The organism is Dactylosporangium maewongense (assembly GCF_039531485.1).
Lineage (GTDB): Bacteria > Actinomycetota > Actinomycetes > Mycobacteriales > Micromonosporaceae > Dactylosporangium > Dactylosporangium maewongense.
The window spans coordinates 1,075,933-1,100,791 of the sequence record NZ_BAAAQD010000001.1; the positions used below are offsets into that span (position 1 = coordinate 1,075,933).

Genomic DNA, 24,859 nt, shown 5'->3' on the forward strand with positions numbered 1-24,859 from the left:
CTGGCGGAGCCCGCTGGCCTGGCGGAGCCCGCTGGCCTGGCGGAGCCCGCTGGCCTCGCGCGACGCGCGCGGGCGCTCGTGCGGCTCGATCGGCTGACCGGGGCTCGGCTTCGGCATCCAAGACGCGCTTCGCCTGTCAGGGCGGACAACGACGGGTGTCGGCGGCGGGGCTGGCCGGTTCTCCACCACCGTACCTGACGCTTGCAAATCGTCACTGCGGACGGTCGTCGGTGACATACCTTCCGTATTGTATGCGCGTTCGGGCAGGTGGTTGCCGTGGCTGACGCGCTCGCCGCGGAGCTCGTCGACGAGGCGGGGCAGGCGCCGCCGACGCGGCTGCGGGTGGTGGCCGGCAGGTTCCGTCGGGACCGGGGTGCGCTCGCCGGCACCGTCATCGTGCTGCTGCTGTTCGTGCTCGCGTTCGCCGGGCCGTTCCTCACCCACTGGTCCTACGACGACATCGACTACACCGCGCTGCGCGCCGGGCCGTCCGCGCGGCACTGGTGGGGCACCAACGGCATCGGCCAGGACGTCTACGCCCAGACGGTCCGCGGGCTGCAGAAGTCGCTGCTCATCGGGCTCGCCGTGGCGCTCGTGTCGACGGTGCTCGCGGCGGCCGTCGGCGCGGTCGCCGGCTACGTCGGCGGGTGGACCGGGCGCGGTCTCGTCCTCGTCGTCGACCTGCTGCTCGTCTTCCCGTCGTTCCTCGTCATCGCCGTCGTGTCGCCGCGGCTGCGGGGCGGCGGCTGGGTCGCGTTCGTCGGGCTGCTCGCGGCCTTCGGGTGGATGGTGTCCGCCAGGGTCGTACGGTCGCTGACGATCTCGCTGAAGGAGCTCGAGTTCGTGCGGGCGGCCCGCTTCATGGGCGTGTCGGCGCCGCGCGTCATCGTGCGGCACGTGCTGCCGAGCACCGCCTCGTTCCTCATCATCGACGCGACGCTCGCCGTGGGCGCCGCCGTGATGACCGAGACGTCGCTGTCCTACTTCGGGTTCGGCGTCCAGCCGCCGGACGTGTCCCTCGGGACGCTGATCGCCGCCGGCACGCCGTCCGCCGTCACCTACCCGTGGATGTTCTTCTACCCGGCCGGGCTGCTCGTGGTGTTCGTCCTCGCCGTGAATCTCGTCGGCGACGGCCTGCGCGACGCCGTCGACCCGCGCTCGCGCCCGTCCCGCCCACCGCGACCGGCCGGACCGGCGACGGCCGTCGGGGCGTCCACAGTGGATGACGACGTGGTGCTCGCGATCCGGGACCTCCGCGTCCGGTTCGGCGACGGGCCGCCGGCCGTCGACGGCCTCGACCTCACCGTCCACCGTGGACAGGTGCTCGGGATCGTCGGCGAGTCGGGCTCCGGCAAGTCCGTCACCGTCCTCGCCGCGCTCGGCCTGCTGCCCGCCGCCGCCACCGTCTCCGGCAGCGTCGTCCTCGGCGGCACGCAGGTCATCGGCGCCGCACCGCGCGACCTGCGGCGGCTGCGCGGCAACGTGGCCTCGGTCGTCTTCCAGGACTCGCTGTCCGCGCTCACGCCGGTGTACCGCATCGGCGACCAGCTCGCCGAGGCGATCACCGCGCACCGCGACGTGTCCCGGACCGAGGCGCGCCGGCGAGCCGTCGAGCTGCTGCGGCTCGTCGGCATCCCGTCGCCGGAGCTGCGCGCCCGGACGTTTCCGGACGAGCTGTCGGGTGGCATGCGGCAGCGCGTGATGATCGCCATGGCCATCGCGAACGACCCCGACGTCATCCTCGCCGACGAGCCGACCACCGCCCTCGACGTGACCGTGCAGGCGCAGGTCCTGCGTGTGCTGCAGGACGTGCGCGAGGCCACCGGCGCCGCGCTCGTCCTGGTCAGCCACGACCTGGGCGTGGTCGCCGGGATGGCGGACACGGTCGCGGTGATGCGCGGTGGCCGCATCGTCGAGCAGGCACCGGTGCGGCAGCTGTACGGACGCCCGGCCGACCCGTACACCCGCGACCTCCTGGACGCGCAGCCCCGCCTCGACGCCTTCAAGCCGCCCCGGCCCATCGCGGCGCCGCCGGTGCTTCGGGTCACCGGGCTGCGCCGCACCTTCGGTGTCCACAAGGGACGTGTCTTCCGCCGCCGGGTCGGCAGCGTCCACGCCGTCGACGGCGTCGACCTGACCGTCCACGCCGGACAGACGCACGCGGTCGTGGGGGAGTCGGGCAGCGGCAAGTCCACGACGCTGCTGGAGATCCTCGGCCTGCGGCCGCCGGAGGGCGGCACGATCGAGCTGTTCGGCCGCACCGTCTCCAGCGGACTCACCGCCGCCGACCAGGCCGAGCTGCGGTCCCGGATGCAGCTGGTGTTCCAGGACCCGTTCGCCAGCCTCGACCCGCGCCTGCCCGTCGGCGACGTCGTCGCCGAGCCGCTGCTCGCCCAGGGCCGCCCCGCCCCGGCGGCGCGGGCCCGGGTGGCGGAGGTCCTGCGCCTCGTCGGGCTCGACCCCGCACTCGCGCGCCGCTTCCCGCACGAGTTCTCCGGCGGGCAGCGGCAGCGCGTCGCGATCGCCCGCGCGATCAGCGTCGCCCCCGACCTGCTGGTGCTCGACGAGCCGGTGTCCTCGCTCGACGTGACCGTGCAGGCCGCGATCCTCGCGCTGCTGGGACGGCTCCAGACGGACCTGGGGCTGGCGTACCTGTTCGTCACCCATGACCTGGCGGTGGTCGCTCAGATCGCGGACGTCGTCAGCGTCATGTACCTCGGCCGCGTCGTCGAGACGGGTCCCGCGGCGCTCGTCCTCGGCGACCCGCTGCACCCTTACACGCGGGCGCTGCTGTCCGCGGTGCCGGTGCCGGACCCGGTGGCCGCGCGGCAGCGCCCGCCGACGCTGCTGCCGGGCGACCCACCGGCGGCCGACGAGCGGATCACCGGCTGCGCGTTCCGCCCGCGGTGCCCCCTGTACGCCACCCTGTCACCGCCCGAGCGCTCGCTGTGCGAGACCACGCCACCGCGGCTCGTCGACCGTGCCGCGTGCCACCACGTCTGAGTCCCGGGTGGACACGACGAACGTGGCGGCGACGTGGTCGTGCCAGCCGCGCTTCCACGGTCCGGGGTCCAGCAGCGGCGACAGGTAGAACAGCAGCCCGCCGAGGCCGCACGACAGGCAGCCGGCGATGGTCAGGAAGAACGTCCTGCTGAACGCGGCTCCCCACCCGGGCTCGTCGCCGTCGAGGCGGACGACCCGCAGCCGCATCACCCGTTTGCCGATGGTTTCGCCGTACGCGCCGAGCATCACGAACTCGTAGCCGCACAGCACCCCGAAGGCCAGCACCGCCAGCATCGCCGGCAACCGGCTGCCGTCGCCGAGCAGCAGCACCGCCAGACCCAGCACCAGCACCGCCCCGGCCAGCACCCCGGTGTCGATGAGCCGCGCCACGGCCCGGTCCCGGACCGTCGCCGGCGCCATCGGCGGCCCCTCCTCCACGTCCCCGATCATGCCAGCGACCTGGTCCGGCGTCCCCCGAACGGGTCATCCCGGGCGGCGGGCGCCGAGCGGTCCGTCAGATGTGCCCGTGGGGACGGGACCGAACGAATCGGGTGATGGGATGACGACGTTTTCCGCGAGCGACCTGCTGCATCCGGCCGACGAGTCGGCGCGGCGCCATCTGGAGTCGATGAGCGGGCTGCAGAACGCGGTCAAGACGTACCACAAGAACTTCAGCGAACGGCTCATCCGCAACAGCCAGCTCGCGGAGGCGCTCCGGCTCGGGCCGCACCAGCTGCCGGAGATCTACCGGCTGCTGCCGCCGATCTGCGAGGCGTTCGGGATCGAGGAGCCCGAGCTGTACCTGGCGCTCGGGCCGGTCAACGCGTTCACGACCGGCGCGACCAGGACGTCCATCACGCTGTACAGCGGGCTGCTCGACCACCTGTCGCCGGACGAGATCGAGGCGGTGATCGCGCACGAGTGCGGGCACATCCTGTGCCAGCACATGCTGTTCCACTCGATGGCGCAGTTCATCGAGCTCACCGTCAAGGTCGGCAGCGCCGCCAACATCCCGATCGCCTCCACGGTGCTCAGCGTCGCCTCGCACCCGCTGCGGATGGCGCTGAGCAACTGGAGCCGCAAGAGCGAGCTGTCGGCGGACCGGGCGGCCGCGGCGTACATGGGCAGCGCCGACGCGATCACGCGGGTGATGTTCCGGTTCGCGGGCATCCGGCACGACTCGCGGTACACGCAGAACATCCAGCCCTTCGCCGACCAGGCCCTCGAGTACGAGGCGCTGCGGGAGTCGAAGTGGGACCGGTTCCTGCAGTGGCAGATCAGCCAGTCCTCGACGCACCCGCTGCTGGCGGTGCGGGTCAGGGAGATCCAGAGCTGGGTCGGCACGCCGACGTTCGCGAACCTCGCGGCGCTGGCGGCGAGCGTGCGCTCGGCGCCGCGCTGCCACAGCTGCGGCGGGCGGACCCAGCCCGGCTGGCGGCACTGCCAGCGCTGCGGCACGACGCTCATCTACGGCGGCGCGCCCGCCGTGGCCGCCACGGGTCCCATCCCCGGGCAGCCGGTGCCGCAGGCCGGTGCCCAGCCGGCCTGGAAGCGGTGATCCGGCGATGGGCGTGTTCAAGAGCGAGCGGCGCTTCTGGCTCGACGCACCGATCGACCCGGCGCCGATCGTCGCCGACGTGACCCGGCACTTCGAGGGCGCCGGATACCAGGTCGTGTCGGCGCGGACCGGGGCCGGCGCGTGGGACGTCGACGTCACCCGCACCGGCATGTTCCGCACCGTGGCGGGCATGCGGACCGCGTTGAAGATCCGGCTCGAGTGCGACGACCAGGCGCTGGTCGCCCGGGCGGGCGTGGGGGTGCTCGGCCAGCAGGCGCTGCCGACGCTGATCACGGCGTTCGTGTTCTGGCCGGTGATCCTCACGCAGGTGTGGGGCGTGGTCCAGGCCGCGCGCATCGACAACGACGCGATCAGGGTGATCGAACGCAGTGTCGAGCACCGCAAGGCCCTGCCGCCGCCCGCACCGGCGGCGCCCGGCCAGCCGCCCGCGAACGGCTGCGCCCGGTGCGGACAGGTCAACGACACCGGCAGGTTCTGCACCAACTGCGGGGCGCCGCTGCCGGTCGGGTGACGCGGCGCCGGGCGGCGTCAGGACGTGGCGCGCAGCTCCGCCTGCATGGCGCTCAGCAGGTCCATCAGGTTGGCCGCCGCACCGCCGGCCGAGCGGGGGATGCCGTCGCCGAGGTCGACGTGGGTGGGTGGCGCCCCGGCGATGCTGGCGACGGAGCGGAACGTGCGCCCGGGGAACGCCCGGTAGGGGACCGCGATCACCACCGAGCCGCGGTCCTTGTCCAGCCAGTACAGCGCCGCGTCGGTGAGGAGCAGCCCCGCGCCGACCGGCAGCCGGCCGACCGCCAGGGTCTGCTCGCGGTCGGCGACGCCCGCCGTGCTGCGGATCGTCCGTTCGAGGCGGCTGCGGGCGGCGGGCGCGACCTGCATGCCCGCGATCGCGCCGGTCCGGGCCGCGACCACGGCATCGATCAACGCGGCCGGCGGCGCGGCCGGTGACTGCGGCGCCGCGGGCATCGGCGGCGCCTCGTCCGGCAACGGCAGCGCGTACCCGTACGGCGGCGTGCTCGTGTACGGCGTGCTGGTGTGCGGCGGCGGGCTCGTCAGCGGCGGCGGGCTCGTGTACGGCGGCGTGCTCGTGTGCGGCGTGCTCGTGTACGGCGGCGGGCTCGTCAGCGGCGGGCTGGAGTTCGGCGGCGGGTCTACGGGCGGCGGTGTGGAGGTGCGCGGCTGCGCCGGTGGTGGCTCCACGGGCGGCATCCATGGTGGGGTCGGCTCCGGCTCGTCGGGCGGCGGCGCGATGGGCTCCCAGGGGCCGTCGGGGACGCCGATGGCGAGCTTCGCCTCGGCCTGCATGATCAGCTGCGGGATGCCACGCGTGGTGCCAAGGATCCTGCGGCACCGGGCCCGGTCGCCGCCGGGACCCGCCTGCCCGGACCGGTGCTCGCCGGCGCCGGCCGGCAGCAGCCCGCTCAGGCCGGGCAGCTCGCGCATCAGCTGCAGCGACTCGATCAGGTCGAGGCCCAGGAGCCGGTGCCGGCACACGTCGGGACGCTGGAGATCGACCGGGGCGACCCGGCTGGTCAGGATCGCCCGCGATTCGCCGCGGTGCCCGGTGAGCGCGCCGATCAGGTCCGCCCAGCGCGGGTCGCGCCAGCGGCCTTCCGGGGTGAGCAGGCTCTCCAGGCCGTCCAGCACGATCAGCAGGCCACGGTCCGCGAGGAGCTTGGTCAGCTGCGGCAGGAACGCGTGCAGGCCGGCGACCGACTCGACCGCCTCGGCCATGGCGAACCCGTACGGCTGCAGCTGGCGCTCCAGCGACCGGGCCAGGCCGAGGAGCGCGCCGGCGAACCCGTCCGGCGGCGGCGCGGCCCAGTACGCGGAGGCGGCGAACGTGTCGTGGCGGCCGTAGGCGAGCTCCAGGGCGCACGCGGTCTTGCCGACGCCCGCCTCGCCGTCGAGCAGCACCGTCGTGAACCCGCTGCCCGCGGACAGGGCACGGCCGGCGGAGATCAGCACCGCGGTGCGGCCCACGAAGGACTCCGGCTCGGCCGGGAACCCCGCCATCGGCGCCTGCGCCGGGTCGAGCACAGGCCCGGCGGCCGGCGGCACCAGCGGCAGCGCGGCGGTCGCCGCGCCGTGCAGCGTCGGGACGGCGATCGAGATCGCGGGCCGGTCGGGCGTCGGCGTCATGCCCGCCGCCGCCGGCACCGCCCGGGCGACCGCGGCGGCCACGGGCAGCTCGAACGTGAACAGCCCGGTGTACACCTCGCGGGCCAGCGCGATGGCGTACTCGTCGCTCACCGGGAACCGCATGGCCAGCACCGCGGCGCCGAGCTCGCGCGCGATCACGTGCGCCAGGCTGCTGCCGGCCCACCGGACCGGGCCGCGCTCCAGGCCGCCGGGCCCCGGACCCGGCAGGTCCCACCCGGCGAGGTCCCGGCCGGAAGGGCCACCGTCCGGTTCGTCCGGGCCACAGGCCAGGCCGGCCCAGGCCGCCGCCTCCGCCAGGCCGGCGCCCGACTCACAGGCCGACAGCACCACCAGCTTCAGCTGGTTCTTCCCCGGGCGCAGCAGCTCGACGAGATCGTCGGTGCCGACGAGGTCACGGCCGCCGGTCTCGGACTCCAGCACCAGGCCGCCGGCGGTGCCGTGCGCCGAGATGTGCAGGACGTCCGGCCCCTGGCGCAGCCACATCTTGTTGATCAGCTCCTGGCGGGTCGCGCCGTACTGCAGCACCTCCAGGTCGATCGCCTTGCGCTCGTGCGCCGCCAGCCGGCGGACGAGCCGGCTCAGCGCGAACCGCTCGTGCCGCAGCGCCAGCGCCGTGGTCGCGGTCGGCTGGCTGAACACCGCCAGCATCCGCAGCCGCGCCCCGACCGGCCGCTTGTCCTGCCCGGCGCCCGCTGCCCGGAAGACCAGCGCGATGTCGCCGCGGGCGGCCAGCGGTACACCGGCGACGTGCGCCAACTCGAGCGGCCCTGGATCGACCAGCGGCGCCGCCTCGACCCACACGGTGGCGGGCCGCGCGGCCACGATCGCCCGGCCGATGCCTTCCCCGAGCACCTCCCGGCCCAGCCACTCCCCGAACCCGTCGAGGACCGCGGACCCGCCCCCGTGGCGCACCAACCGGTGCAGGTCGTCCATTCCGGCGGCCTGCCAGGCCGACCGGTCGACCCTGACGGTGTGATCGCCGAGCACGTTGCCGGCTGCGTCGGTCAACAGCCACCGCCACGCATGCCGGCCGCGCACGTCGATCGCCTTGAGGATCAGTTCCATCACGGACCAACGTAGAGGACGGCCCCTCACGCGCGACAGTCCCCGATCGCGCCGCACGCGCCGTCAGGGGCCCTGGATCAGGCGGTCCAGGATGGCGCGGGCGGCGGCGAGCTTCTCGATGGACCGGGTGATCCGGGCGCGCTCCTCGGCGAGCCCGTCGAGCAGCTCCGGGCAGGTGGGAGCGAGCACGGTCGTGTCGTCCGGGACGCAGGGCAGGATCTCGGCGATCACGGTCGTGCCCAGTCCGGCGGAGAGCAGGAGCTGGATGTGCCCGACGGTGTGGACCGCCCGCTGGTCGTAGTCGCGGTAGCCGCTCGCGCGGCGGGTGGGGTGCAGCAGGCCCTGCTCCTCGTAGTAGCGCAGGGCTCTCGGCGTGGTGCCGGTCCGGCGGGCGAGCTCGCTGATCCGCATGCCCTGCACTGCATCAGGACTTGACCTTCACGTCAACGTGAACGTTTACGGTCGGCGGTGTGACAGACACCGACATCGCGATTCTCGGGCTCGGTCCGATGGGCCGGGCGCTCGCCGCGGCGGCGCTCGCCGCCGGCCGCTCCACAGTGGTCTGGAACCGGACGCCGCAGCGCGCGGCGCCGCTCGTCGAGCAGGGTGCGGTGCTCGCGCCGTCGGCCGGCGACGCGGTGGCCGGGGCCAGGGTCACCGTCGCATGCCTGCTCGACTACTCCGCCGTCCGGGCGTGTGTGGCGCCCGTACGGGACCGCTTCGGGGGCACCCTCGTCAACCTGAGCAGCGGACCCGCAGCGCAGGCGCGCGCCATGGCGGACTGGGCCGGGCAGCACGGCATCGACTACCTCGACGGGGCGATCCTCACGCCGGCGCCGACGATCGGGACACCCGCCGCGACGGTGCTCTACAGTGGCGCCCGCCGCTCGTACGAGCGAAACCGCCGCACCCTGGAAGCCTTCGGCGGGACAGGTGTCCACCTCGGTGAGGACGCCGGCGCGGCGGCGGCCTACGAGATGGCGCTGCTCGACGTGTTCGCCATGTCGGTCGGCGGGCTCGCGCACGCGTTCGCGCTGGCCATGGCGGAGGGCATCGAGCCGGCCGCGTTCGCGCGCTTCGCCAGGGGCATCGGCGCCATGCTGCCCGGCATGGCCGACCGCTTCGCCGACCAGCTGACCGAGGGCCGCTTCCCCGCCGACATCTCCAGCATCGCGTCCGCCGGCTCCGCGATGGCCCACGTCGCCGACGCCGCCACGGCCCGCGGCATCGACGCCGCCCCCCTGCGCGCCGTCCAGCGCATCGTCGACCGCGCCGTCGCCGCGGGCCACGGCGGCGACAGCTACGCCCGCCTCGCCCAGCTCCTCGGCGAGCCCGCGGCCTGACCGGACGAGACCGGCACGCAAGTGGCGGTCCGGCTCGTCCGGCAGGGGTTCGTCGCTGAGGCCGTCGACCTCGTGCGCGCGCCGGTGGACGCGCGCGCGGCGGTCGAGCGGGAGCTGGACGCGGTGTTCTGGCAGCGGTTCAGCGGACAGGGACGCGGGCGGACCAGTCCTCGAAGCGGGTCGGGGCGATGACGACGCCAGGGCGGGGGATGAGGGCGTCGCCCGGGACGGCGGCGAACAGGCCCGCCGAACTGTCCGTGATGACCGGGCGAGGGTCGTGATGGGCGGCGAGGGCGAGACGGCCCAGCGCGTCGAGGGAGAAGACGTCGGGGCCGGCGACCTCCCGGGTGCCCCGCAACGGCGCTCCGACGCTGACGTCGGCGACGGCGCGGGCCACGTCGTCGGCGGCGATCGGCTGGATCGGGGTGGCCGGCAGGCGCACGGCGTGCTCGTCGGAGGTCCACGACATCACCGTGTCGATGAACTCGAAGAACTGGGTGGCGCGGATGATGGAGTACGGCACCGGGGCGGACTTCAGGATGTCCTCCTGCGTGATCTTCGCCCGGTAGTAGGCGAGGTTGGGCACGCGGTCGATGCCGACGATCGACAGCAGGACCGTGTGGCCGACGTCCTCGGCGACGGCCGCCCGCAGCAGGTTGTCCATCGTGGTGCGGAAGAACGCCGCCGCCCTGTCGTCGAACGTCGGCGAGCTGGTCACGTTGATCACGACGTCGGCGCCGCGCAGGCCTTCGGTGACGCCCCGGCCGGTGAACAGGTCGAGACCGGTGGACAGGGCGTGCGGCACGGCCCGGTGGCCACGCGAGGTGAGGATGTCGACGACCCGTGAGCCGATGCGGCCGGTGCCGCCGATCACAGCGATGTGCATGATGTCCTCCCTACAAGGCGTTCCTACAAGGCGTTCAGAGCTGGGACTCCCTGGACAGCGTTCGGAGCTCGGCCTCGTCGACGAGCGTCAGCATCGGCTCGCCGGGGGCGCAGAACATGGTGACGATGAAGCGGAGCGGGACGTCGTCGCGGTTGTTGCCGTCCCGGAAGTGGATGACGTCGCCGCCCGGCTCCCAGAACGCCTCCCCGGCCTTGACCACCCGCGGCGGCGAGCCCTGCAGCTCGAACAGCATCTCGCCCTCGAGGACGAAACCGAACGCGGGCCCGGGGTGCCGGTGCGGGGGCGTGCCGGGGTCTCCCGGCGGGAACTCCACCATGACCGTCATCTCGTGCGCGTCGGCCGGGATCCACGGCGGTGTCGCCTCCTGGACGACGGTGACCGCCGACCTCCAGGCATCAGAGTGAGCCTTCATGCCGGCGCACTACCCGGCCAGACCGGGCCCACACAAGCCGCCGGCGAGAGGGTGAGGCCGAGCCGTCCCGCGTCGCAGTAGCGTCGGACCTGGCTACCTCGGAAGGGATTCGTGATGTCCTCAACCGCAGTCCTGCTCGTCGCCATCATCGTCGTGCTCGTCATCGCGCTCATCGCGGTCAGCTACAGCCGGCACCGTCGCACCAATGAGCTCAAGCAGCAGTTCGGGCCCGAGTACGACCGGGCGATCGGCGAGCAGTCGAGCCGCCGCGCGGCCGAGCGCGACCTGCAGCAGCGCCAGCGCCGCCACGACGAGCTGGAACTCAGGGAGCTCGATCCTCAGCAGCGGCAGCGGTACGCGGAGCAATGGGAGCGCATGCAGGCCCACTTCGTGGAGGAGCCGGAGGCGGCCACCCGCGAGGCCGACGACCTGGTGACGAAGGTGATGCACGAGCGCGGATACCCGACCGGGGACTTCGACGTCCGGGTCCAGGACCTCAGCGTCGACCACGCCGAGACGCTCGGCCACTACCGCGAGGCCCACGAGATCAATCAGGTGAACGAGCGTGGGCAGGCGTCGACGGAGCAGCTCCGCCAGGCGCTGATGCACTACCGCCTGCTGTTCGCCGAGCTGCTCGGCGACCCCTCGGGCGGCGGCCGGCCGATCCCCAGGCACGGCTGAGACCAAAGGCACGGCTGAGACAAAGGCACGGCTGAGACACAGGGAACCACAGGGAACCGCTGAGACGCAGGGATGCAAGGAGGCGCGACCGTGATCCGAGACGACAACGCTCCCGTCGGTGGGGGCCAGGCGCCGCAGCCACCCGGGGCGTTCCAGACGCCGCCCGCGACGCCGCCACCCACGACCACTACGAGCGCGGGCGAGCCGGCCGCGCCGCAGACGACCACCACGAGCGCGGGCGGACCGGCCGCGCCGCAGACGACCACCACGAGCGCGGGCGAGCCGGCCGCGCCGCAGACCACCACCGCCACCACCGCGCCGGAAGGCGTCCGCGACCTGAGCATCTGGGACACCGGCAAGGCCGACGAGTTCCGGCACCGCTGGCACGACGTGCAGACCCACTTCGTCGAGGACCCCCGCGGCAGCGTCACCGAGGCGCGCCAGCTGGTCGACGAGGCGATGCAGGCCCTGTCCGCCAGCGTCCACGAGCGCGAGGACCAGCTCGAACGCGCCGGCGCCCGGTCCTCGGACAGCACCGAGGGCATGCGCGACACGGTCCTGCGGTACCACCAGCTGCTGGACCGGCTCCTGACGGTCTAGAACCGGTATCAGAACCCGGCGAGCTCGGCGGCCGCCGTCTCCAGCGTCGCGTCGGTGCCGTGTGCCAGCATCCGCACGAACGTGGCGTCGCCGGCCGCCGCGGCGCGACGGACCTCCGTCGCCATGGCGAGGACCCGCCGGCGCACGATGCCGACGAAGTCGCCGGCCGGGCCGGGCCACCCGTACGCGTCGAGGAACAACCGCAGCCGGCGCGGCCGGTCGGCGAACGCCGTGAACCCCTCCGCCGCCACCACGTGCCGCGCGTGCAGCGGCACCCACCCGAACGCGACCGACGCCAGGTCCTCCTCGACCGTGGCGGGCGCGGCGAGGTCCCAGTCGAAGAACCCGGCCAGCCGCCCGCCGGACCAGACCGCGTTGTACGGCGCGGCGTCGTTGTGCGCGATGACGAGCCCGGGCCGCCAGACGCTCCCGTCGCGCCAGACCGCGCCGTCCGGCGGCACGAACGTCGCGACGGCGGCGTGGTAGTCGCGCAGCCAGGTGGCCACCTGGCGCAGCGCGTCGTCGCTGTGCACCCAGTCCGGCCACGGCCGCTGCGCGCCGACGACCGTGCCGGGCAGGAACGACAGCACCTCCCGGCCCTGGTCGTCGAGGCCGAGCGCGCGTGGCGCACGGTCGAACCCGGCGGACTCCAGGTGCCGCAGCAGCAGGTGTACGGCCGGCGTCCACGCCCCCGCGGCCCGCCGGACGGTGTCGCCCACGCGGACCGCGCCGTTGTCGAACCCGCCGGCGAGTCGCTGCCCGTCACCTTCAGCGGTCAACGGCGCTCCCGCAGCAGCGCCGCGACGTCGGCCGCCAGCCGGATCGTGGCCTCGATCTCGGCGCGGCGGATCGAGACGCTCTCGACGTTGAAGCCGTACGGCATGCCGAGGTGCTCGCAGAAGTCGGCGAGGTCCCGGGCGATCGCCATGGCCTGCCGGTAGGACTCGGCGAGCGGGTCGTCGGAGTAGCGGATCGAGTTCTGCAGCCAGCGGGGCACGTCGACGCCCAGCCAGCGGACGAACTCGAGCGTCTTGAGCGACCCGCACAGCGACAGCGTGAAGACGACGGTCCGCGGCGCCGTCCCCCGCTCCCGGCACGCGTAGAAGTAGTCGGAGAGCAGGTTCTTGGTGTCGTTCACGTGGTATACGACCTGCGAGACGAAGAACGAGCAGCCGCGCTCCTGCTTGGCCAGCATGCGCAGGTGCTCGTCGCCGCCGCGGGTGTGCCGCTCGCCGATGACCACCGCACCCAGCGGCAGGTCGGGACGGACCTCCTGCCGCACGGCCTGGGCGCGGCGCATGTCGGTGCGCACCGACTTGTCGCCCGACGACGCGCCGACGAAGACGCTGAGGACCCGGCTCGGGTCGGCGTGCCGCAGCCAGTCGGCGAGGTCGTCCTCGTGGTACTTGCCGACGCAGCGGTAGATGATCGTCGGCTTGTCCCAGCCGCCGAGGTGCTGCGCGTGGAACACGGCCGGATCCATCGTCGGCAGGTACGGGAACGGCCGCTCGTCGGGGTTGCGGTCCGACTCGTCGTCGATGTCGTACAGGATGAGGCCGTCGACGTCGAGCCCGGCGAGCCGGTCGAGCGTCACCGCGGCGATCTCCTTGACCCGCTCATCGCTCTCGCTGCGCCGCGGCGGTGTCAGGCTGAACAGCAGGATCCCCGACCGCGCCTCCGCCAGCTTCTGGTGAAGACCACTTCCAGACATCCCATCACCTTACGAGCCGACCCCCGCCGCGGACGATGTCACCCGACTCACGCCTCAGCGGCACTACAGCCCGCTGTACCACGGATGCGGTGGCGCGGGGTATCGGTCCTGGTCGCCGCCGTGCCTAGCCTCGGAGGGCATGAGATCCAACTGTGCGGTGCGCCTCGACGCGGTGTCGAAGGTGTACGGGTCGGGCAAGCACGCGGTGCGCGCGCTCGACGGGGTGACGGCCGGGTTCGCGCGCGGGACGTTCACCGCGGTCATGGGGCCGTCCGGATCCGGCAAGAGCACGCTGCTCAACTGCGCGGCGGGACTGGACCGCCCGACGTCGGGACGGGTGCTGCTGGGCGACACGGAGCTGTCCGGCCGGTCCGAGACCGAGCTGACGCAGCTGCGGCGGGACCGGATCGGGTTCGTGTTCCAGGCGTACAACCTGCTCGGCGCGCTGAGCGTGGCGGACAACGTCACGCTGCCCCTGCGGCTGGCCGGGAAGCCGGTCGACCGCGGGCGGCTGGCGGGCGTCCTCGCCGCGGTCGGGCTCGCCGAGCACCACGACCGGCGGCCGGGCAGCCTCTCCGGCGGCCAGCAGCAGCGGGTGGCGGTCGCCCGGGCGCTGATCACCGGGCCGGACCTGGTGTGCGCCGACGAGCCGACCGGCGCGCTGGACAGCCGCAGCGGCCGCCAGGTCCTGGATCTGCTCAGGAGGATCGTCGACGAGCTCGGCCAGACGGTGCTGATGGTCACGCACGACCCGGTCGCCGCGGCGTGGGCCGACACCGTCGTGTTCCTCGCCGACGGGAGGCTGGCCGGCGAGCTGCACCGGCCGTCCGCGGAGCGGATCGCGCAGCGGCTGACGCACCTGGGGGATGCGTGAACCGGCGAATGCTGTGGCTTGCTTGGAGCACCGTCAGGGACCGCAAGGGCGGGTTCGTGGCCGCGTTCGTGGCGGTGGTGTTCGGTTCGGCGGTGATCACGGCGTGCGGGATCCTGCTGGAGAGCAGCGAGCGCTCCGGGGCTCCCACCGAACGCTACCGGGCCGCCGACCTCGTGGTGGGTGCCCCGCAGGCGCTGCCGGTGGCCGACGACGTCGACCCGCGGTTCGCTGAGCGGGCCACCCTGCCGGCCGCCAAGGTCGCGGAGATCGCGCGGGTTCCCGGTGTACGGGCGGCGATCGCCGACGTGAGCGTCCCGGTGAGCCTGCTGACGGCCGACGCGTCGGATGGACGCCCTGTGCTGGGGCACGGCTGGGGATCCGCCGCGCTCGGCCCGGTCACGATCAGCGCCGGACGGGCGCCGGCCGCGCCGCGGGACGTGGTCCTGGACGCCGCGTTGGCCGATCGGGCCGGCATCACCGCCGGCGCGGACGTCCGGCTCGCGGTCGGCTCGAACACGACCACGTACAGGGTGACCGGCATCGCGGTGCCGCCGGGGAGCCGGCAGCCCGCGGTGTACTTCACCGACGAGCGGGCCATGGAGCTGACCGGCCGGCCGGACCGGGTGGCCGTGATCGGCGTGCTGGCCGCTCCCGGCGTCGACGACCTCGCTCGCGCCGTCAAGGACGCGGTCCCGGGTGTGGTCGTCTACGCGGGCAGGGACCGCGGCGAGGCCGAGTTCCTCGACGTCGGCGCGACGCGGTCGTTCATCACCGAACTGTCGTTCGCCTTCGGCGGCAGCATGGTCGTGGTGATCATGGTCGTCGTCGGGAGCACCCTTGCGCTGTCCGTACGGCAGCGGCTGCGGGAACTGGCCCTCCTGCGGGCGATCGGCGCGACCCCGAAACAGGTGCTGCGCATGATCGCCGCGGAGACCGTGCTGGTGGGCGCGCTCGGCGCGGTGCTCGGCGTGGTCCCGGGCATCGGGCTCGCCTTCCTCCTGCGCGGCGTCTTCGCCCTCGCCGGTGCGGTGCCGGACGACTTCGAGCTGTCGATCGGCCCGCTGCCGCTGCTGGCCGCGACGGTGCTGTGCCTGATCGGCGCCCGCCTCGGCGGCTGGATCGCGGCCCGGCGCGCGGCCAGGCTCAGGCCGGTCGACGCGCTCGGCGAGGCCGCCGCGGAGCCGGCGAGACTCGGCCGGATCCGGTTGGCCGCCGGCCTGCTGCTCGTCCCCGCAGGCCTGGCCATGGCGATCGTGCCGCCGCTGCGGGTGCCCGGCGAGGGCGCCGCCGAGGGCGCCGCGTTCTCGGCGTTCCTGCTGGTCTTCGCCGTCGGGCTGCTCGGGCCGCGGCTGCTCACCGGCGCCGTCCGCGTCCTGAGCCCCTGGCTGCACCGCGGGTCGGGCGTCAGCGGGTTCCTCGCGACCGCGAACGCCCGCGCCAACTCCCGGCGGCTCGCCGCGGCGACCACCCCGCTGATCATCGGCGTCACCCTCGCGGCCGGGCAGCTCTTCAGCGGCACGACCGCGGGCGCGGCCGCCCTGGAGCAGGCCGGTGACGGGCTGCGCGCCGGCTACGTCGTCACCGCGACCTCCGCGGGGGTGTCGCCCGAGGTCGCCGACTCGCTGCGGGACGTGCCGGGCGTCGCGGCGGTGACCCCGCTCGTGCGCACGCGGACCCTCGCCCTCTTCGGCTCCGGCGACGACCGGCAGATCCGCAGCTACGCCACGCAGGGGGTCACCGGCGACCGGCTCGCGGCGACCCTGGACCTCGGCGTGCTCGAGGGCGACGTCGCGGACCTGCGGGGCGACACGGTGGCGTTGAGCCGAATCGCCGCGGGCACCCTCGGCGCGACGCTCGGCGGCACCGTCGACCTGCGGCTCGGCGACGGCACGCCGGTCACCCCGACGGTCGTGGCGATCTACGAGCGCGGCCTCGGCCTCGGCGACGTCACCCTGCCGCACGACCTCGTCCTGGCGCACACCACGGACCGGCTGGACTTCGCCGTGCTGGTCGCGGCGGCGCCGGGCACCGACGCCCGGGCGGTCGGTGACGCGCTGCGGTCCGCCGTCCGGGACCTGCCGACGGTCCGGGTCAGCGACCGGGACTCGTTCGTGGCCGCGCAACAGGACGCCACCGCCGGCGAGTCGGTGGTCGGCCTCGTCCTCAACGCGGTGCTCCTCGGCTACCTCGCGATCGCGGTGGTGAACACGCTGGTGATGGCGACCGCCGCGCGCTTCCGCGAGTTCGCGCTGCTGCGGCTGGTCGGCGCGAGCCCCGGGCAGGTGCGCGCGATGATGCGCGGCGAGACGAGGATCGTCGTCGTGGCCGCCGTGGTCATCGGGTCGCTGGCCGCGCTCCCGTCGCTGGTCGGCACGAGCTTCGCGCTGACCAGGACGCCGATCCCGTCGGTGCCGCCGCCGACGTACGCCGGGATCGTGGCCGTCGCGGCACTGCTCGGCTGGGCGGCGATCATGACGGCGACCCGGATCGCGATGCGGCCGGCGCCGGTCGAAGCGATCGGCGCCCGCTCGTGAACGCCTCAGCCGCCGTCGCCCGCGAGTGAGGGCCTCGGCGTGGTCGCTCAGCGGCCGGCGGCGTTGAGGTAGGCGAGGACGGCCAGCACGCGGCGGTGGCCGCTGTCGGTGACGGCGAGGCCGAGTTTGGCGAAGATGTTGCCGATGTGCTTGTGCACGGCGTTGTCCGTGATGACGAGCCGGGCGCCGATGGCGGTGTTGTCGAGGCCCTGCGCCATCAGCCCGAGCACCTCGCGTTCGCGGGGCGTGAGGGCGGCGAGCGGGTCGCCGGCCCGCTGCACCAGCTGGGCGATGACCTCGGGGTCCATCGCGCTGCCGCCGTCGGCGACCCGGCGCAGCGCGTCGACGAACCCGTCGACCCGGCTGACCCGGTCCTTGAGGAGGTAGCCGACCCCACCGCCGGCGGTGGCGAGCAGCTCCGCGGCGTACTGCTGCTCCACGTACTGCGACAGCACCAGCACCGGCAGCCCGGGGTGCTCCCGCCGGGCCTGCAGGGCGGCCCGGATCCCCTCGTCGCGGAACGTCGGCGGCAGCCGGACGTCGACGATCGTCACGTCGGGCCGGTGCTCCCGCACGGCGGCGAGGAACCCGTCAGCGTCCTGCGCGACGGCCGCGATCTGGAAGCCGGCCCGGCCGAGCAGCAGCTCCAGCCCGGTGGACAGCAGCACGTTGTCCTCGGCGATCACCACCCGCACGGCAGCTCCACGGTCACGGTCGTCGGCCCGCCGGCCGGGCTGTCGACGTCGACGGCGCCGTCCAGCGCGAGCACCCGGCGGCGGATCCCGGCGAGACCGGTGCCCCGCCGCTCGTCGGCGCCGCCGGCACCGTCGTCGGTGACCACCACCGACAGCCGGTCCGCGGCGCGGCCGACCCGTACCCGGGCCGCGGCCGCGCCGCTGTGCTTGGCGACGTTGGTGAGCGCCTCGGCGACGGCGAAGTACACGACGGCCTCCACGGCCGCCGGGACCCGCTCGAACTCACCGATCTCCAGCCGGGTCGGCACGCCGCAGCGGGTGACCACGGCGGTCAGGGCGCCGTCGAGCCCCCGGTCGGCGAGGATCGGCGGGTACACCGACCGGATCACCTCACGCAGCTCGGCCATCGCCTCCTCGGTGCCCTCGTGCGCGTCCCGGAGCAGCCCCTCCACGAACTGCTCGTCCCGCGGCGACTCGGCGAACGCCTGCCGGGCCACGGCCAGCCGCATCGCGATGGCGACGAGCCGGGCCTGGGTGCCGTCGTGCAGGTCCCGCTCGATCCGGCGCAGCTCCGCGCCGTGCGCGTCGAGCACGTCCGCCCTGGTCCGGGTCAGCACGGCGACCCGCTCGGCGAGCTCCTCGCCGGCCCGGCGCGCCAGCACCGCCACGCAGATCCGGGCGTGCGCGCGGGCGACCGGCGGGAAGGCCACGAAGGCCAGCGCGGCGAGCAGCCCGATCTGCAGCGGCCCGAGGGTCAGCGCCGTCGCCCACCCGGTCACCGGGACGTCGATGAACAGCCGCGGCCGCTCCACGAACGGAAACGCCCACCACAGCGGCGTCGCGATCAGCGCGACCACGATGTTGCCCACGCACAGCAGCGCCGGCAGCCCGAACGCCACGCCGGTGACCGCGTGCACCGGCAGCCACAGCAGGGCGCCGGCCGTCCGGCCCGTCGCCGCGTCCGCCCACGCCGCCCGCAGCGTGGGCCGCGCCCCAGACGCCGGGTCGAGCAGCCGCCGGGCGCGGTCGCGGTGCCAGGCCGCCCACCACCGGGCGAGCCGCGGCACGCACAGCAGCGGCAGCGCGAGCACGGTGCCGACCGCGGACAGCAACGCGCCCAAGAGGTACACACCGCCCCGCCGCGCCGCCCGCACGGCGTCGAGTCTGCCCAAAGATCGCCGCGCCCGCCAATACAATCGGCCGGGCCTGAAGCGGACGGAGTGCGGACGGAGTGCGGACAGTGGATGACAGGGCGCAGCGGGTCCTCGCGGGCCTGCGCGAGTTCTACGAGGCACCGCCGGGCGCGGCGGCGGTGGAGGACGGTGCCGAGCGGGCGCTGCGGCTGTTTCACGACGTCGCCGCGAGCGTGCCCGCGTACCGGTCGTTCCTGCGGGAGCGCGGCGTCGACCCGGCCGGCATCGCCAGGGCGGGCGACCTCGCGCGGGTGCCGCTGCTGACGAAGGCCGACTACCACCGCAGGTATCCGCTGCCGGAGCTGTGCCGCGGGGGGACGCTCGACGGCGCCGAGACGGTCGCCGTGTCGTCCGGGTCGTCGGGGCAGCCGACCGTGTGGCCGCGCTCCGTGCCGGACGAGCTCGTCGTCGCCCGCCGGTTCGAGCAGGCGCTGGTCGGCAGCTTCCGGGCCGACCGCCGGCGCACGCTGGTCGTGGTGTGCTTCGCGCTCGGGTCGTGGGTCGGTGGCATGTACACCGCCGCCGCCTGCCGGCACCTGGCGGCGAAGGGCTACCCGGTCACGGTGGCGACGCCCGGCAACAACGTCGACGAGATCCTGCGGGTCGTCCAGGAGCTGGGGCCGCACTTCGAGCAGGTGGTCCTCGCGGGGTACCCGCCGTTCGTGAAGAATGTCGTGGACGCCGGCCGGGAGCGGGGCGTGGACTGGCCCGCGTACGCGATCAAGCTGCTGCTCGCCGGTGAGGTCTTCAGCGAGGAGTGGCGCACGCTCGTCGGCGCCAGGGCCGGGATGGCGGACCCGCTGTCGGACTCGGTCTCGCTGTACGGCACCGCCGACGCCGGCGTCCTGGGCACGGAGACGCCGCTGAGCGTGGCGATCCGGCGGTTCCTCGCCGGCCGCCCCGACGCCGCCCGCGCGCTGTTCGGCGACCCGCGGCTGCCGACGCTCGTGCAGTACGACCCGGCGACCCGCTACTTCGAGACCCACGAGGGCACGCTGCTCTTCACCGGCGACGGCGGGATCCCGCTGGTCCGCTACCACATCGCCGACGAGGGCGGCCTGCTGTCGCACGAGGCGATGCTCGCGTACTGCGCCGGCCTGGGCTTCGACCCGGAGGAGGGCCTGGACGCCGGCGCCGCCCCGCGGCTGCCGTTCGTGTGGGTCTTCGGCCGGTCGCTGTTCACCGTGTCGTACTTCGGCGCCAACATCTACCCGGAGAACGTGACCGTCGCCCTGGAACGCGACGGCATCAGCGACTGGGTCACGGGCAAGTTCGTCCTGCAGGTCCTCTCCGACAGCGACGAGGAGCGGCACCTGTCCGTCGTGGCGGAGCTCGCGCAGGGCGAGACCGGCGACCCCGCAAGAGTCGGGCAGTTGGCCGGCGCGATCCGCGACGAGCTGCGCAGGCTCAACAGCGAGTTCGCCAACTACGTCCCGGCCGCCTACCAGACCCCGCGGGTCGAGCTGCGCCCCGCCGGCGACCCCGAGTACTTCCCGCCGCAGGTCAAGCACCGCTACACCCGCCCGGCCGAGTGACCCGCGCGGGACGGTCTCATCCAGATGCGTCGCCGACCGGCGATGGCTGGCGCGGCACCGGTCCGGCCGGATCCGTCGCGGCCTGGCGGGCGAGGTGCTGCTCGAGGGCGTCGACGGCCGCCCGCAGCGAGGCCAGCTGCGCCGCGACCGTCGCGTCTCCCGGCCGCCCGACAGGGTCGTCGGCGGGGTCTTCGGCTGGGTCTTCGGCTGGGTCTTCGGTAGGGGCGAGGGCGGCGTTCGCCGTGTCGCGCTCCTCCTGATGGGCGTCCTGCAGTGCGTTGAGCACGACGCCGACGAGGAGGTTGGTCAGCAGGAAGCAGGCGGCGACCATGTAGGAGACGTAGTACAGCACCGCCCACTCGGTGACGGCGCGGCCGGTCTGCAGGGTGTCGGTGATGCCGTCGAGGGACAGCAGCAGGAACAGGGTCAGCATCGCCTGCCCGACGGTGCCGTACCGGGCGGGGTTGGCGTCGGCGAACATCATCCAGCCGAGCATGGCGTAGCCGTACAGCAGCAGGACGGTGACGAGCAGGAAGCTGCCGAGGCCGGGCAGGCTGCGCCGGATGCCCACCAGGATCACCCGCAGGCTCGGGAAGAGCCGGAATGTCCGCACGATCCGGGCCAGGCGCAGCATGCGCAGCACGGTCACGTTCTCCCGCACCCCCGGCAGCAGCGGCGAGAGCAGGATGAACAGGTCGAAGAGGTTCCAGGCGTCGCGGAAGAACGCCTGCGGCGCCGGCAGCTGCGCGCCGAACCGCACCAGCAGCTCGACCGCGAAGCACACGATGCAGCCGTACTCGACGACCCGGAGCACGTCGGCGGCGGCGCGGTGCGCACCGTCGTAGGTTTCCAGGCCGAGCACCGCCGCGTTGATGACGATCACCGTGAACGAGGCGACGGTGAACCAGCGGGCGTCGATCAGCGTGCGGCACGCCGTGGCGACGCGGGCCACGGACGGACGGATGGTGTTCATTGACGGGCCGGACTCCCAGGACGGTGACCTTCAACCGGGACGCAGCCTACGACATGATCGACATGTCCGGATCGACGGGACAACCCGCCGGAGGAAGCCGTGCTCAACCGGCCTGCCCGGGGCCGGGCGGACCTGGCGGCACCGGCGCGCGGCGTGCAGCAAGATGGGAGGCATGACTGAAACGCCTGCCACACCGCACCCGCTGCAGCCGGTCGACGAGGACTGGCAGCGGGCCCTCGCGATCGTCGCGCACCCCGACGACCTGGAGTTCGGCGCCGCCGCCGCGATCGCCCGCTGGACCGGTCAGGGCAAGGAGGTGGCGTACGTGCTGCTGACCAGCGGCGAGGCCGGCATCGACGGGATGGACCCGGCGGAGGCCGGGCCGCTGCGGGAGCGGGAGCAGCGGGAGTCCGCGCAGATCGTCGGGGTGTCGCAGGTGGAGTTCCTGGGCCTGCCCGACGGCGTCCTGGAGGGCGGTGTGCCGCTGCGGCGCGAGCTGGCGCGGGTGATCCGCACGCACCGGCCGGACATCGTCATCACGAACAACTTCCGCGACAGCTGGGACGAGGCCGGCGACGCGCTCAACATGTCGGACCACATCGTCACGGGCCGGGCGGTCCTCGACGCCGCGCGCGACGCGGGGAACCGGTGGGTGTTCCGGGAGCAGATCGACGAGGGGCTGGAGCGGTGGGGCGGGGTGCGGCAGGTGTGGGCGGCGAACTCGCCGCTGTCCAAGCATGCCGCCGACACGACCGCCACGTTCGATCTCGGCGTGCGGTCCCTGGAGGCGCACGAGGCCTACCTGCGCGGCCTCGGCACCGGCGACTTCGACGCGGAGGAGTTCCTGGAGGGCTTCTCCCGGCAGACGGGCACCCGCCTCGGCGTCACGTTCGCCGCCGCGTTCGAGGTGTTCAAGCTGAGCCTGCTCTGACCGCTTCCGCGAGCGGGCGGGGCCGGAGGATCCGGCCCCGCCGCCCGTGCCCGCGGATCAGGCGTAGGTCTCGAACTCGGCGACCTTCGGGGTGCCCGTGGCGCTGGTGATCTCGAAGGTGACCTTCTTCAGCGAGGTGCGGGTGAAGGTGATGACGCCCGCGCCGGTGCCGGAGGCGAGGACCGCGCCGGTGTCACCGTTGAGCACGCGCCAGTTGCGGATGACGCCGGTGGAGCCGGACGCCTCGCGGATGTTGATGCGCGAGATCGCGGTGGCCGAGCCCCACTTGATGGAGATGGAGCCGGTCGTGCCGGACGGCGACCAGTACGTGCTCATGCTGCCGTCGCGGACGTCGCCATAGCTGGTGCCGTCGGCCTTGCTGGAGCCGTCGGAACCGGCGCCGATGCTGAGGTTCGTGCCGCCCTGCGTGGGTCCCGGCGAGGACGGGCCGGGGGAAGACGGCCGCGGCGACGACGAGGTCGGCCCGGCGGAGGTCGGACCGCCGGTCGGGCTGGTCGGCGTGCAGCTGCCGTTGGAGACCTGCAGGCCCTTGTTCGCGCCCGCGGTGCGGCTCACGACGTCCGGCACGCAGCTGGCCGGGTCGAGGGAGAAGCTGTACGGGATGCTGACGCTGGTGTTGGACGTCGGGTTCGGGCCCGCCGGGTTGGTGTCGGTGCCCTTCGGCGACCAGGTCACGTTGTCGAAGATGTTGCCCGCGACCTGCCAGTAGCCGGCCTCGCTGGTGTAGAACGTGCCGATGACGTCCTTGGAGTTCTTGAAGTAGTTGTTGTCGATGCGTGCCCGCGCGCCGGCCCGGGAGTTGATGCCGGACTCGTTGAGGCTCACGTAGGAGTTGTTGTAGATGTGCGCGATGCCGCCGCGCAGCAGCGGCGTGCGGGAGTCGATGTTCGTGTACGAGTTGTGGTGGAACGTGATGTAGCTGTTGCCCCGGTCGCTCTCGCTGGAGCCGATGAGGCCGCCACGGCCTGAGTTCTTCAGGGTGCTGTAGGACAGCGTCACGTACTGCACGTCGTCCTTGAGGTCGAACAGGCCGTCGTAGCCCGCCGACTCGCCGCCGGACGCCTCCAGGGACACGTGGTCGACCCAGACGTTGCGGACGGTGCTCTCCATGCCGATGGCGTCGCCGCCGTTGGACGTGGGCGAGCCGGACTTCTTCACGTTCCTGACCGTCACGTTCTGGATGATGATGTTGCTCGAGTCGCGGATGTGGATGCCGAGCTGGTCGAAGACCGCCCCGCCGCCGACACCGATGATGGTGACGTTGCTGATCTCCTTGAGCTCGATCTTGTCCTCGGCGGTGTTGCAGCTGCTGCCGGAGACCTTGGTCGTGTTGCCGTGGTTGATCGTGCCTTCGACCTGGATGATGATCGGGGTGCTGCTGCTGGCGCGGTTGCACAGGGCGGCGTGGATGGCGGTGCCGGTGGTGGCCCGGACCGTCTGCCCGCCGGCGCCGCCGGTGGTCCCGCCGTTCTGGGTCGCGAAGCCGGTGACGCCGCCGGTTGCCGCGGACGCCTCCGGCGTGGACAGGGCGACGCCGATCGCGGTGCCGACGATGGCGGTGGCGGCCGCGGCCACGCCGGCCCGGAGTGCGAGGCGGCGGGGTGTTCGGGACTGTGGGCTCATGCGAAGCCTCCGTGGGGGTGATGCGACGGGGGTGTCAAAGCATCGGCGGAACCCGATACTAGGAAAGCGCTTTCCTCCACGACAAGGGTTCTGGTGTGCAGGTTTGTTGCAGGAATCCGGATCCGTGAAATTTTCAGGCGCGGGCAAGAATGCGCTGCGCAAGACCGGTGATTCGCGGGTCTGACATCGCCGAAGGTTGATGGACCAGGTGATACGTGATAGGCGGCAGGTCCCGGACCGGGCGGGCCGCGACCCCCGCGGGCGGCGGCACGCAGCCGTTGACGACCGCCAGCCCCACGCCGAGCGCGACGAACTGCGCGATCAGCGGCCACCCCTCCGCCTCCACCGCGACCGTCCAGCCGGCGCCGGCGGCCCGCAGCGCCTGCTCCAGCAGCACCCGGTGCGGCCGGTGCTGCGGTGGCACGACCATGCGGGCGCCGTCCAGGTCGCGCAGCCCGACGCTCCTGCGCCGGGCTAGCCGGTGTCCTTCGGGCACGAACAGCATCTGCGGGAACGTCGCCAGCTCCGCCACGGTCAGGTCCTCGGGCAGCACGTCCAGCACGCTCACCCCGAGGTGCGCCTGCCCGGTCCGCACCGCGGCGAGCATCTGCCGGTGGTCGCAGTTGATCAGGCGCAGCCGGGTCGGCTCCTCGGCCAGCACCGCCCGGATCGTGTCGCCCAGCAGGTACAGGTAGGCGCCCTGACCGGCGGCGAGCACGACCGGCCGGCGCGGCGCGGCACCGGCGAACTCGGCCAGGAACTGCGCGAGCCGCTCGTCGTGCGCGCGGGCGAACCGGGCCACCGCCTCACCTTCGGGCGTGAGCACCAGCCGCCGCCCCACCCGGTGGTACAGCGGCCGGTCCAGCTCCCGCGCCAGCTTGCCGATCTTCACGTGCAGCGCGGGCTGGGAGATGCGCAGCCGCTCCGCCGCCCGGGTGAAGTTGAGGTGCTCGGCGAACACCGCGAACGCGGCGAGGGCGTCCGGCGACACTGCCATAACCTCAGACTATAGCCGC

22 protein-coding genes are annotated in these 24,859 nt (G+C 73.7%); 10 read left to right on the forward strand and 12 right to left on the reverse strand.

The features are described from left to right. Positions 1–276: 276 nt before the first annotated feature. Positions 277–3,003 (forward strand): dipeptide ABC transporter ATP-binding protein, encoded by a 2,727-nt coding sequence (locus ABD332_RS04875; protein WP_344499908.1) that lies wholly within the window; start codon positions 277–279, stop codon positions 3,001–3,003. Here the strand turns inward: ABD332_RS04875 and ABD332_RS04880 are convergent. After that, positions 2,929–3,453 (reverse strand): RDD family protein, encoded by a 525-nt coding sequence (locus ABD332_RS04880; protein WP_344499910.1) that lies wholly within the window; start codon positions 3,451–3,453, stop codon positions 2,929–2,931. The two genes, ABD332_RS04875 and ABD332_RS04880, sit on opposite strands and share 75 nt — an antisense overlap. A 109-nt stretch (positions 3,454–3,562) precedes the next feature. Between ABD332_RS04880 and ABD332_RS04885 the strand changes: the two genes are divergently transcribed. Both ABD332_RS04885 and ABD332_RS04890 read left to right on the forward strand, forming a co-directional pair. Then, positions 3,563–4,561 (forward strand): M48 family metallopeptidase, encoded by a 999-nt coding sequence (locus tag ABD332_RS04885; RefSeq protein WP_344499912.1) that lies wholly within the window; start codon positions 3,563–3,565, stop codon positions 4,559–4,561. Positions 4,562–4,568: 7 nt separating this feature from the next. Further along, positions 4,569–5,093: a zinc ribbon domain-containing protein gene (locus ABD332_RS04890; protein WP_344499914.1), complete on the forward strand. Its 525-nt coding sequence runs from the start codon at positions 4,569–4,571 to the stop codon at positions 5,091–5,093. Positions 5,094–5,110: 17 nt separating this feature from the next. Here the strand turns inward: ABD332_RS04890 and ABD332_RS04895 are convergent, their stop codons facing one another. Both ABD332_RS04895 and ABD332_RS04900 read right to left on the reverse strand, forming a co-directional pair. After that, positions 5,111–7,810 (reverse strand): CHAT domain-containing protein, encoded by a 2,700-nt coding sequence (locus ABD332_RS04895; RefSeq protein ID WP_344499916.1) that lies wholly within the window; start codon positions 7,808–7,810, stop codon positions 5,111–5,113. Positions 7,811–7,873: 63 nt separating this feature from the next. After that, positions 7,874–8,221 carry a MerR family transcriptional regulator gene (locus tag ABD332_RS04900; RefSeq protein WP_344499918.1) on the reverse strand — a complete coding sequence of 116 codons (348 nt, stop codon included), beginning with the start codon at positions 8,219–8,221 and terminating at the stop codon, positions 7,874–7,876. A 59-nt stretch (positions 8,222–8,280) separates the two neighbouring features. Between ABD332_RS04900 and ABD332_RS04905 the strand changes: the two genes are divergently transcribed. Further along, the gene (locus ABD332_RS04905) at positions 8,281–9,153 is read left to right on the forward strand and encodes an NAD(P)-dependent oxidoreductase (RefSeq protein WP_344499920.1); all 873 of its coding nucleotides are present in this window, start codon (positions 8,281–8,283) and stop codon (positions 9,151–9,153) included. Positions 9,154–9,292: 139 nt separating this feature from the next. Here the strand turns inward: ABD332_RS04905 and ABD332_RS04910 are convergent, their stop codons facing one another. Beyond that, positions 9,293–10,039, reverse strand: coding sequence for an SDR family oxidoreductase (locus ABD332_RS04910; RefSeq protein WP_344499922.1), 747 nt, complete (start codon positions 10,037–10,039; stop codon positions 9,293–9,295). Between the two features lie 34 nt (positions 10,040–10,073). Next, positions 10,074–10,472, reverse strand: coding sequence for a cupin domain-containing protein (locus tag ABD332_RS04915; RefSeq protein WP_344499924.1), 399 nt, complete (start codon positions 10,470–10,472; stop codon positions 10,074–10,076). Positions 10,473–10,586: 114 nt separating this feature from the next. On the opposite strand from ABD332_RS04915, the gene ABD332_RS04920 reads away from it, so the two are divergent. Both ABD332_RS04920 and ABD332_RS04925 read left to right on the forward strand, forming a co-directional pair. Continuing rightward, entirely contained in the window at positions 10,587–11,153 is a 567-nt protein-coding gene (locus ABD332_RS04920; protein WP_344499926.1) for a selenoprotein S family protein, read from the forward strand. A 90-nt stretch (positions 11,154–11,243) separates the two neighbouring features. Further along, entirely contained in the window at positions 11,244–11,753 is a 510-nt protein-coding gene (locus ABD332_RS04925; RefSeq protein ID WP_344499928.1) for a hypothetical protein, read from the forward strand. 8 nt (positions 11,754–11,761) lie between these two features. On the opposite strand, the gene ABD332_RS04930 is transcribed toward ABD332_RS04925, so the two are convergent. Further along, positions 11,762–12,532, reverse strand: a complete 771-nt coding sequence (locus ABD332_RS04930) for a phosphotransferase (protein ID WP_344499930.1) — start codon at positions 12,530–12,532, stop codon at positions 11,762–11,764. Continuing rightward, positions 12,529–13,464, reverse strand: a complete 936-nt coding sequence (locus ABD332_RS04935) for a methylenetetrahydrofolate reductase (protein ID WP_344499932.1) — start codon at positions 13,462–13,464, stop codon at positions 12,529–12,531. The genes ABD332_RS04930 and ABD332_RS04935 overlap by 4 nt, the downstream gene beginning before the upstream one ends. A 139-nt stretch (positions 13,465–13,603) precedes the next feature. On the opposite strand from ABD332_RS04935, the gene ABD332_RS04940 reads away from it, so the two are divergent. Beyond that, positions 13,604–14,338 carry an ABC transporter ATP-binding protein gene (locus ABD332_RS04940; protein WP_344499934.1) on the forward strand — a complete coding sequence of 245 codons (735 nt, stop codon included), beginning with the start codon at positions 13,604–13,606 and terminating at the stop codon, positions 14,336–14,338. Positions 14,339–14,346: 8 nt separating this feature from the next. Continuing rightward, the gene (locus ABD332_RS04945) at positions 14,347–16,872 is read left to right on the forward strand and encodes an FtsX-like permease family protein (protein ID WP_344499936.1); all 2,526 of its coding nucleotides are present in this window, start codon (positions 14,347–14,349) and stop codon (positions 16,870–16,872) included. A gap of 47 nt (positions 16,873–16,919) precedes the next feature. Here the strand turns inward: ABD332_RS04945 and ABD332_RS04950 are convergent, their stop codons facing one another. Next, positions 16,920–17,567 carry a response regulator gene (locus ABD332_RS04950; RefSeq protein ID WP_344499938.1) on the reverse strand — a complete coding sequence of 216 codons (648 nt, stop codon included), beginning with the start codon at positions 17,565–17,567 and terminating at the stop codon, positions 16,920–16,922. Beyond that, on the reverse strand, positions 17,555–18,697 hold the full coding sequence (locus tag ABD332_RS04955) for a sensor histidine kinase (protein WP_344500724.1): 1,143 nt from the start codon (positions 18,695–18,697) through the stop codon (positions 17,555–17,557). The genes ABD332_RS04950 and ABD332_RS04955 overlap by 13 nt, the downstream gene beginning before the upstream one ends. Positions 18,698–18,807: 110 nt before the next feature. Between ABD332_RS04955 and ABD332_RS04960 the strand changes: the two genes are divergently transcribed. Then, positions 18,808–20,295: a phenylacetate--CoA ligase family protein gene (locus ABD332_RS04960; protein ID WP_344499940.1), complete on the forward strand. Its 1,488-nt coding sequence runs from the start codon at positions 18,808–18,810 to the stop codon at positions 20,293–20,295. 16 nt (positions 20,296–20,311) lie between these two features. Here the strand turns inward: ABD332_RS04960 and ABD332_RS04965 are convergent, their stop codons facing one another. Beyond that, positions 20,312–21,268 carry an ion transporter gene (locus ABD332_RS04965; RefSeq protein WP_344499942.1) on the reverse strand — a complete coding sequence of 319 codons (957 nt, stop codon included), beginning with the start codon at positions 21,266–21,268 and terminating at the stop codon, positions 20,312–20,314. A gap of 172 nt (positions 21,269–21,440) precedes the next feature. On the opposite strand from ABD332_RS04965, the gene ABD332_RS04970 reads away from it, so the two are divergent. After that, entirely contained in the window at positions 21,441–22,199 is a 759-nt protein-coding gene (locus tag ABD332_RS04970) for a PIG-L deacetylase family protein (RefSeq protein ID WP_344499944.1), read from the forward strand. Between the two features lie 57 nt (positions 22,200–22,256). On the opposite strand, the gene ABD332_RS04975 is transcribed toward ABD332_RS04970, so the two are convergent. Both ABD332_RS04975 and ABD332_RS04980 read right to left on the reverse strand, forming a co-directional pair. Next, a complete protein-coding gene (locus ABD332_RS04975) occupies positions 22,257–23,843 on the reverse strand; it encodes a pectate lyase family protein (RefSeq protein ID WP_344499946.1) in 1,587 nt (528 codons plus the stop codon). A 133-nt stretch (positions 23,844–23,976) separates the two neighbouring features. Further along, positions 23,977–24,840: a LysR family transcriptional regulator gene (locus ABD332_RS04980; RefSeq protein WP_344499948.1), complete on the reverse strand. Its 864-nt coding sequence runs from the start codon at positions 24,838–24,840 to the stop codon at positions 23,977–23,979. Between the last annotated feature and the right edge of the window lie 19 nt (positions 24,841–24,859).

Excerpts from the sequence above, each read along its gene's own strand:
- ABD332_RS04880 (WP_344499910.1), bottom strand. The coding sequence starts at position 3,453 with ATGATCGGGGACGTGGAGGAGGGGCCGCCGATGGCGCCGGCGACGGTC.
- ABD332_RS04885 (WP_344499912.1), top strand. The coding sequence starts at position 3,563 with ATGACGACGTTTTCCGCGAGCGACCTGCTGCATCCGGCCGACGAGTCG.
- ABD332_RS04890 (WP_344499914.1), top strand. The coding sequence starts at position 4,569 with ATGGGCGTGTTCAAGAGCGAGCGGCGCTTCTGGCTCGACGCACCGATC.
- ABD332_RS04895 (WP_344499916.1), bottom strand. The coding sequence starts at position 7,810 with ATGGAACTGATCCTCAAGGCGATCGACGTGCGCGGCCGGCATGCGTGG.
- ABD332_RS04900 (WP_344499918.1), bottom strand. The coding sequence starts at position 8,221 with ATGCGGATCAGCGAGCTCGCCCGCCGGACCGGCACCACGCCGAGAGCC.
- ABD332_RS04910 (WP_344499922.1), bottom strand. The coding sequence starts at position 10,039 with ATGCACATCGCTGTGATCGGCGGCACCGGCCGCATCGGCTCACGGGTC.
- ABD332_RS04915 (WP_344499924.1), bottom strand. The coding sequence starts at position 10,472 with ATGAAGGCTCACTCTGATGCCTGGAGGTCGGCGGTCACCGTCGTCCAG.
- ABD332_RS04920 (WP_344499926.1), top strand. The coding sequence starts at position 10,587 with ATGTCCTCAACCGCAGTCCTGCTCGTCGCCATCATCGTCGTGCTCGTC.
- ABD332_RS04935 (WP_344499932.1), bottom strand. The coding sequence starts at position 13,464 with ATGTCTGGAAGTGGTCTTCACCAGAAGCTGGCGGAGGCGCGGTCGGGG.
- ABD332_RS04940 (WP_344499934.1), top strand. The coding sequence starts at position 13,604 with ATGAGATCCAACTGTGCGGTGCGCCTCGACGCGGTGTCGAAGGTGTAC.
- ABD332_RS04945 (WP_344499936.1), top strand. The coding sequence starts at position 14,347 with ATGCTGTGGCTTGCTTGGAGCACCGTCAGGGACCGCAAGGGCGGGTTC.
- ABD332_RS04965 (WP_344499942.1), bottom strand. The coding sequence starts at position 21,268 with ATGAACACCATCCGTCCGTCCGTGGCCCGCGTCGCCACGGCGTGCCGC.
- ABD332_RS04970 (WP_344499944.1), top strand. The coding sequence starts at position 21,441 with ATGACTGAAACGCCTGCCACACCGCACCCGCTGCAGCCGGTCGACGAG.
- ABD332_RS04975 (WP_344499946.1), bottom strand. The coding sequence starts at position 23,843 with ATGAGCCCACAGTCCCGAACACCCCGCCGCCTCGCACTCCGGGCCGGC.
- ABD332_RS04980 (WP_344499948.1), bottom strand. The coding sequence starts at position 24,840 with ATGGCAGTGTCGCCGGACGCCCTCGCCGCGTTCGCGGTGTTCGCCGAG.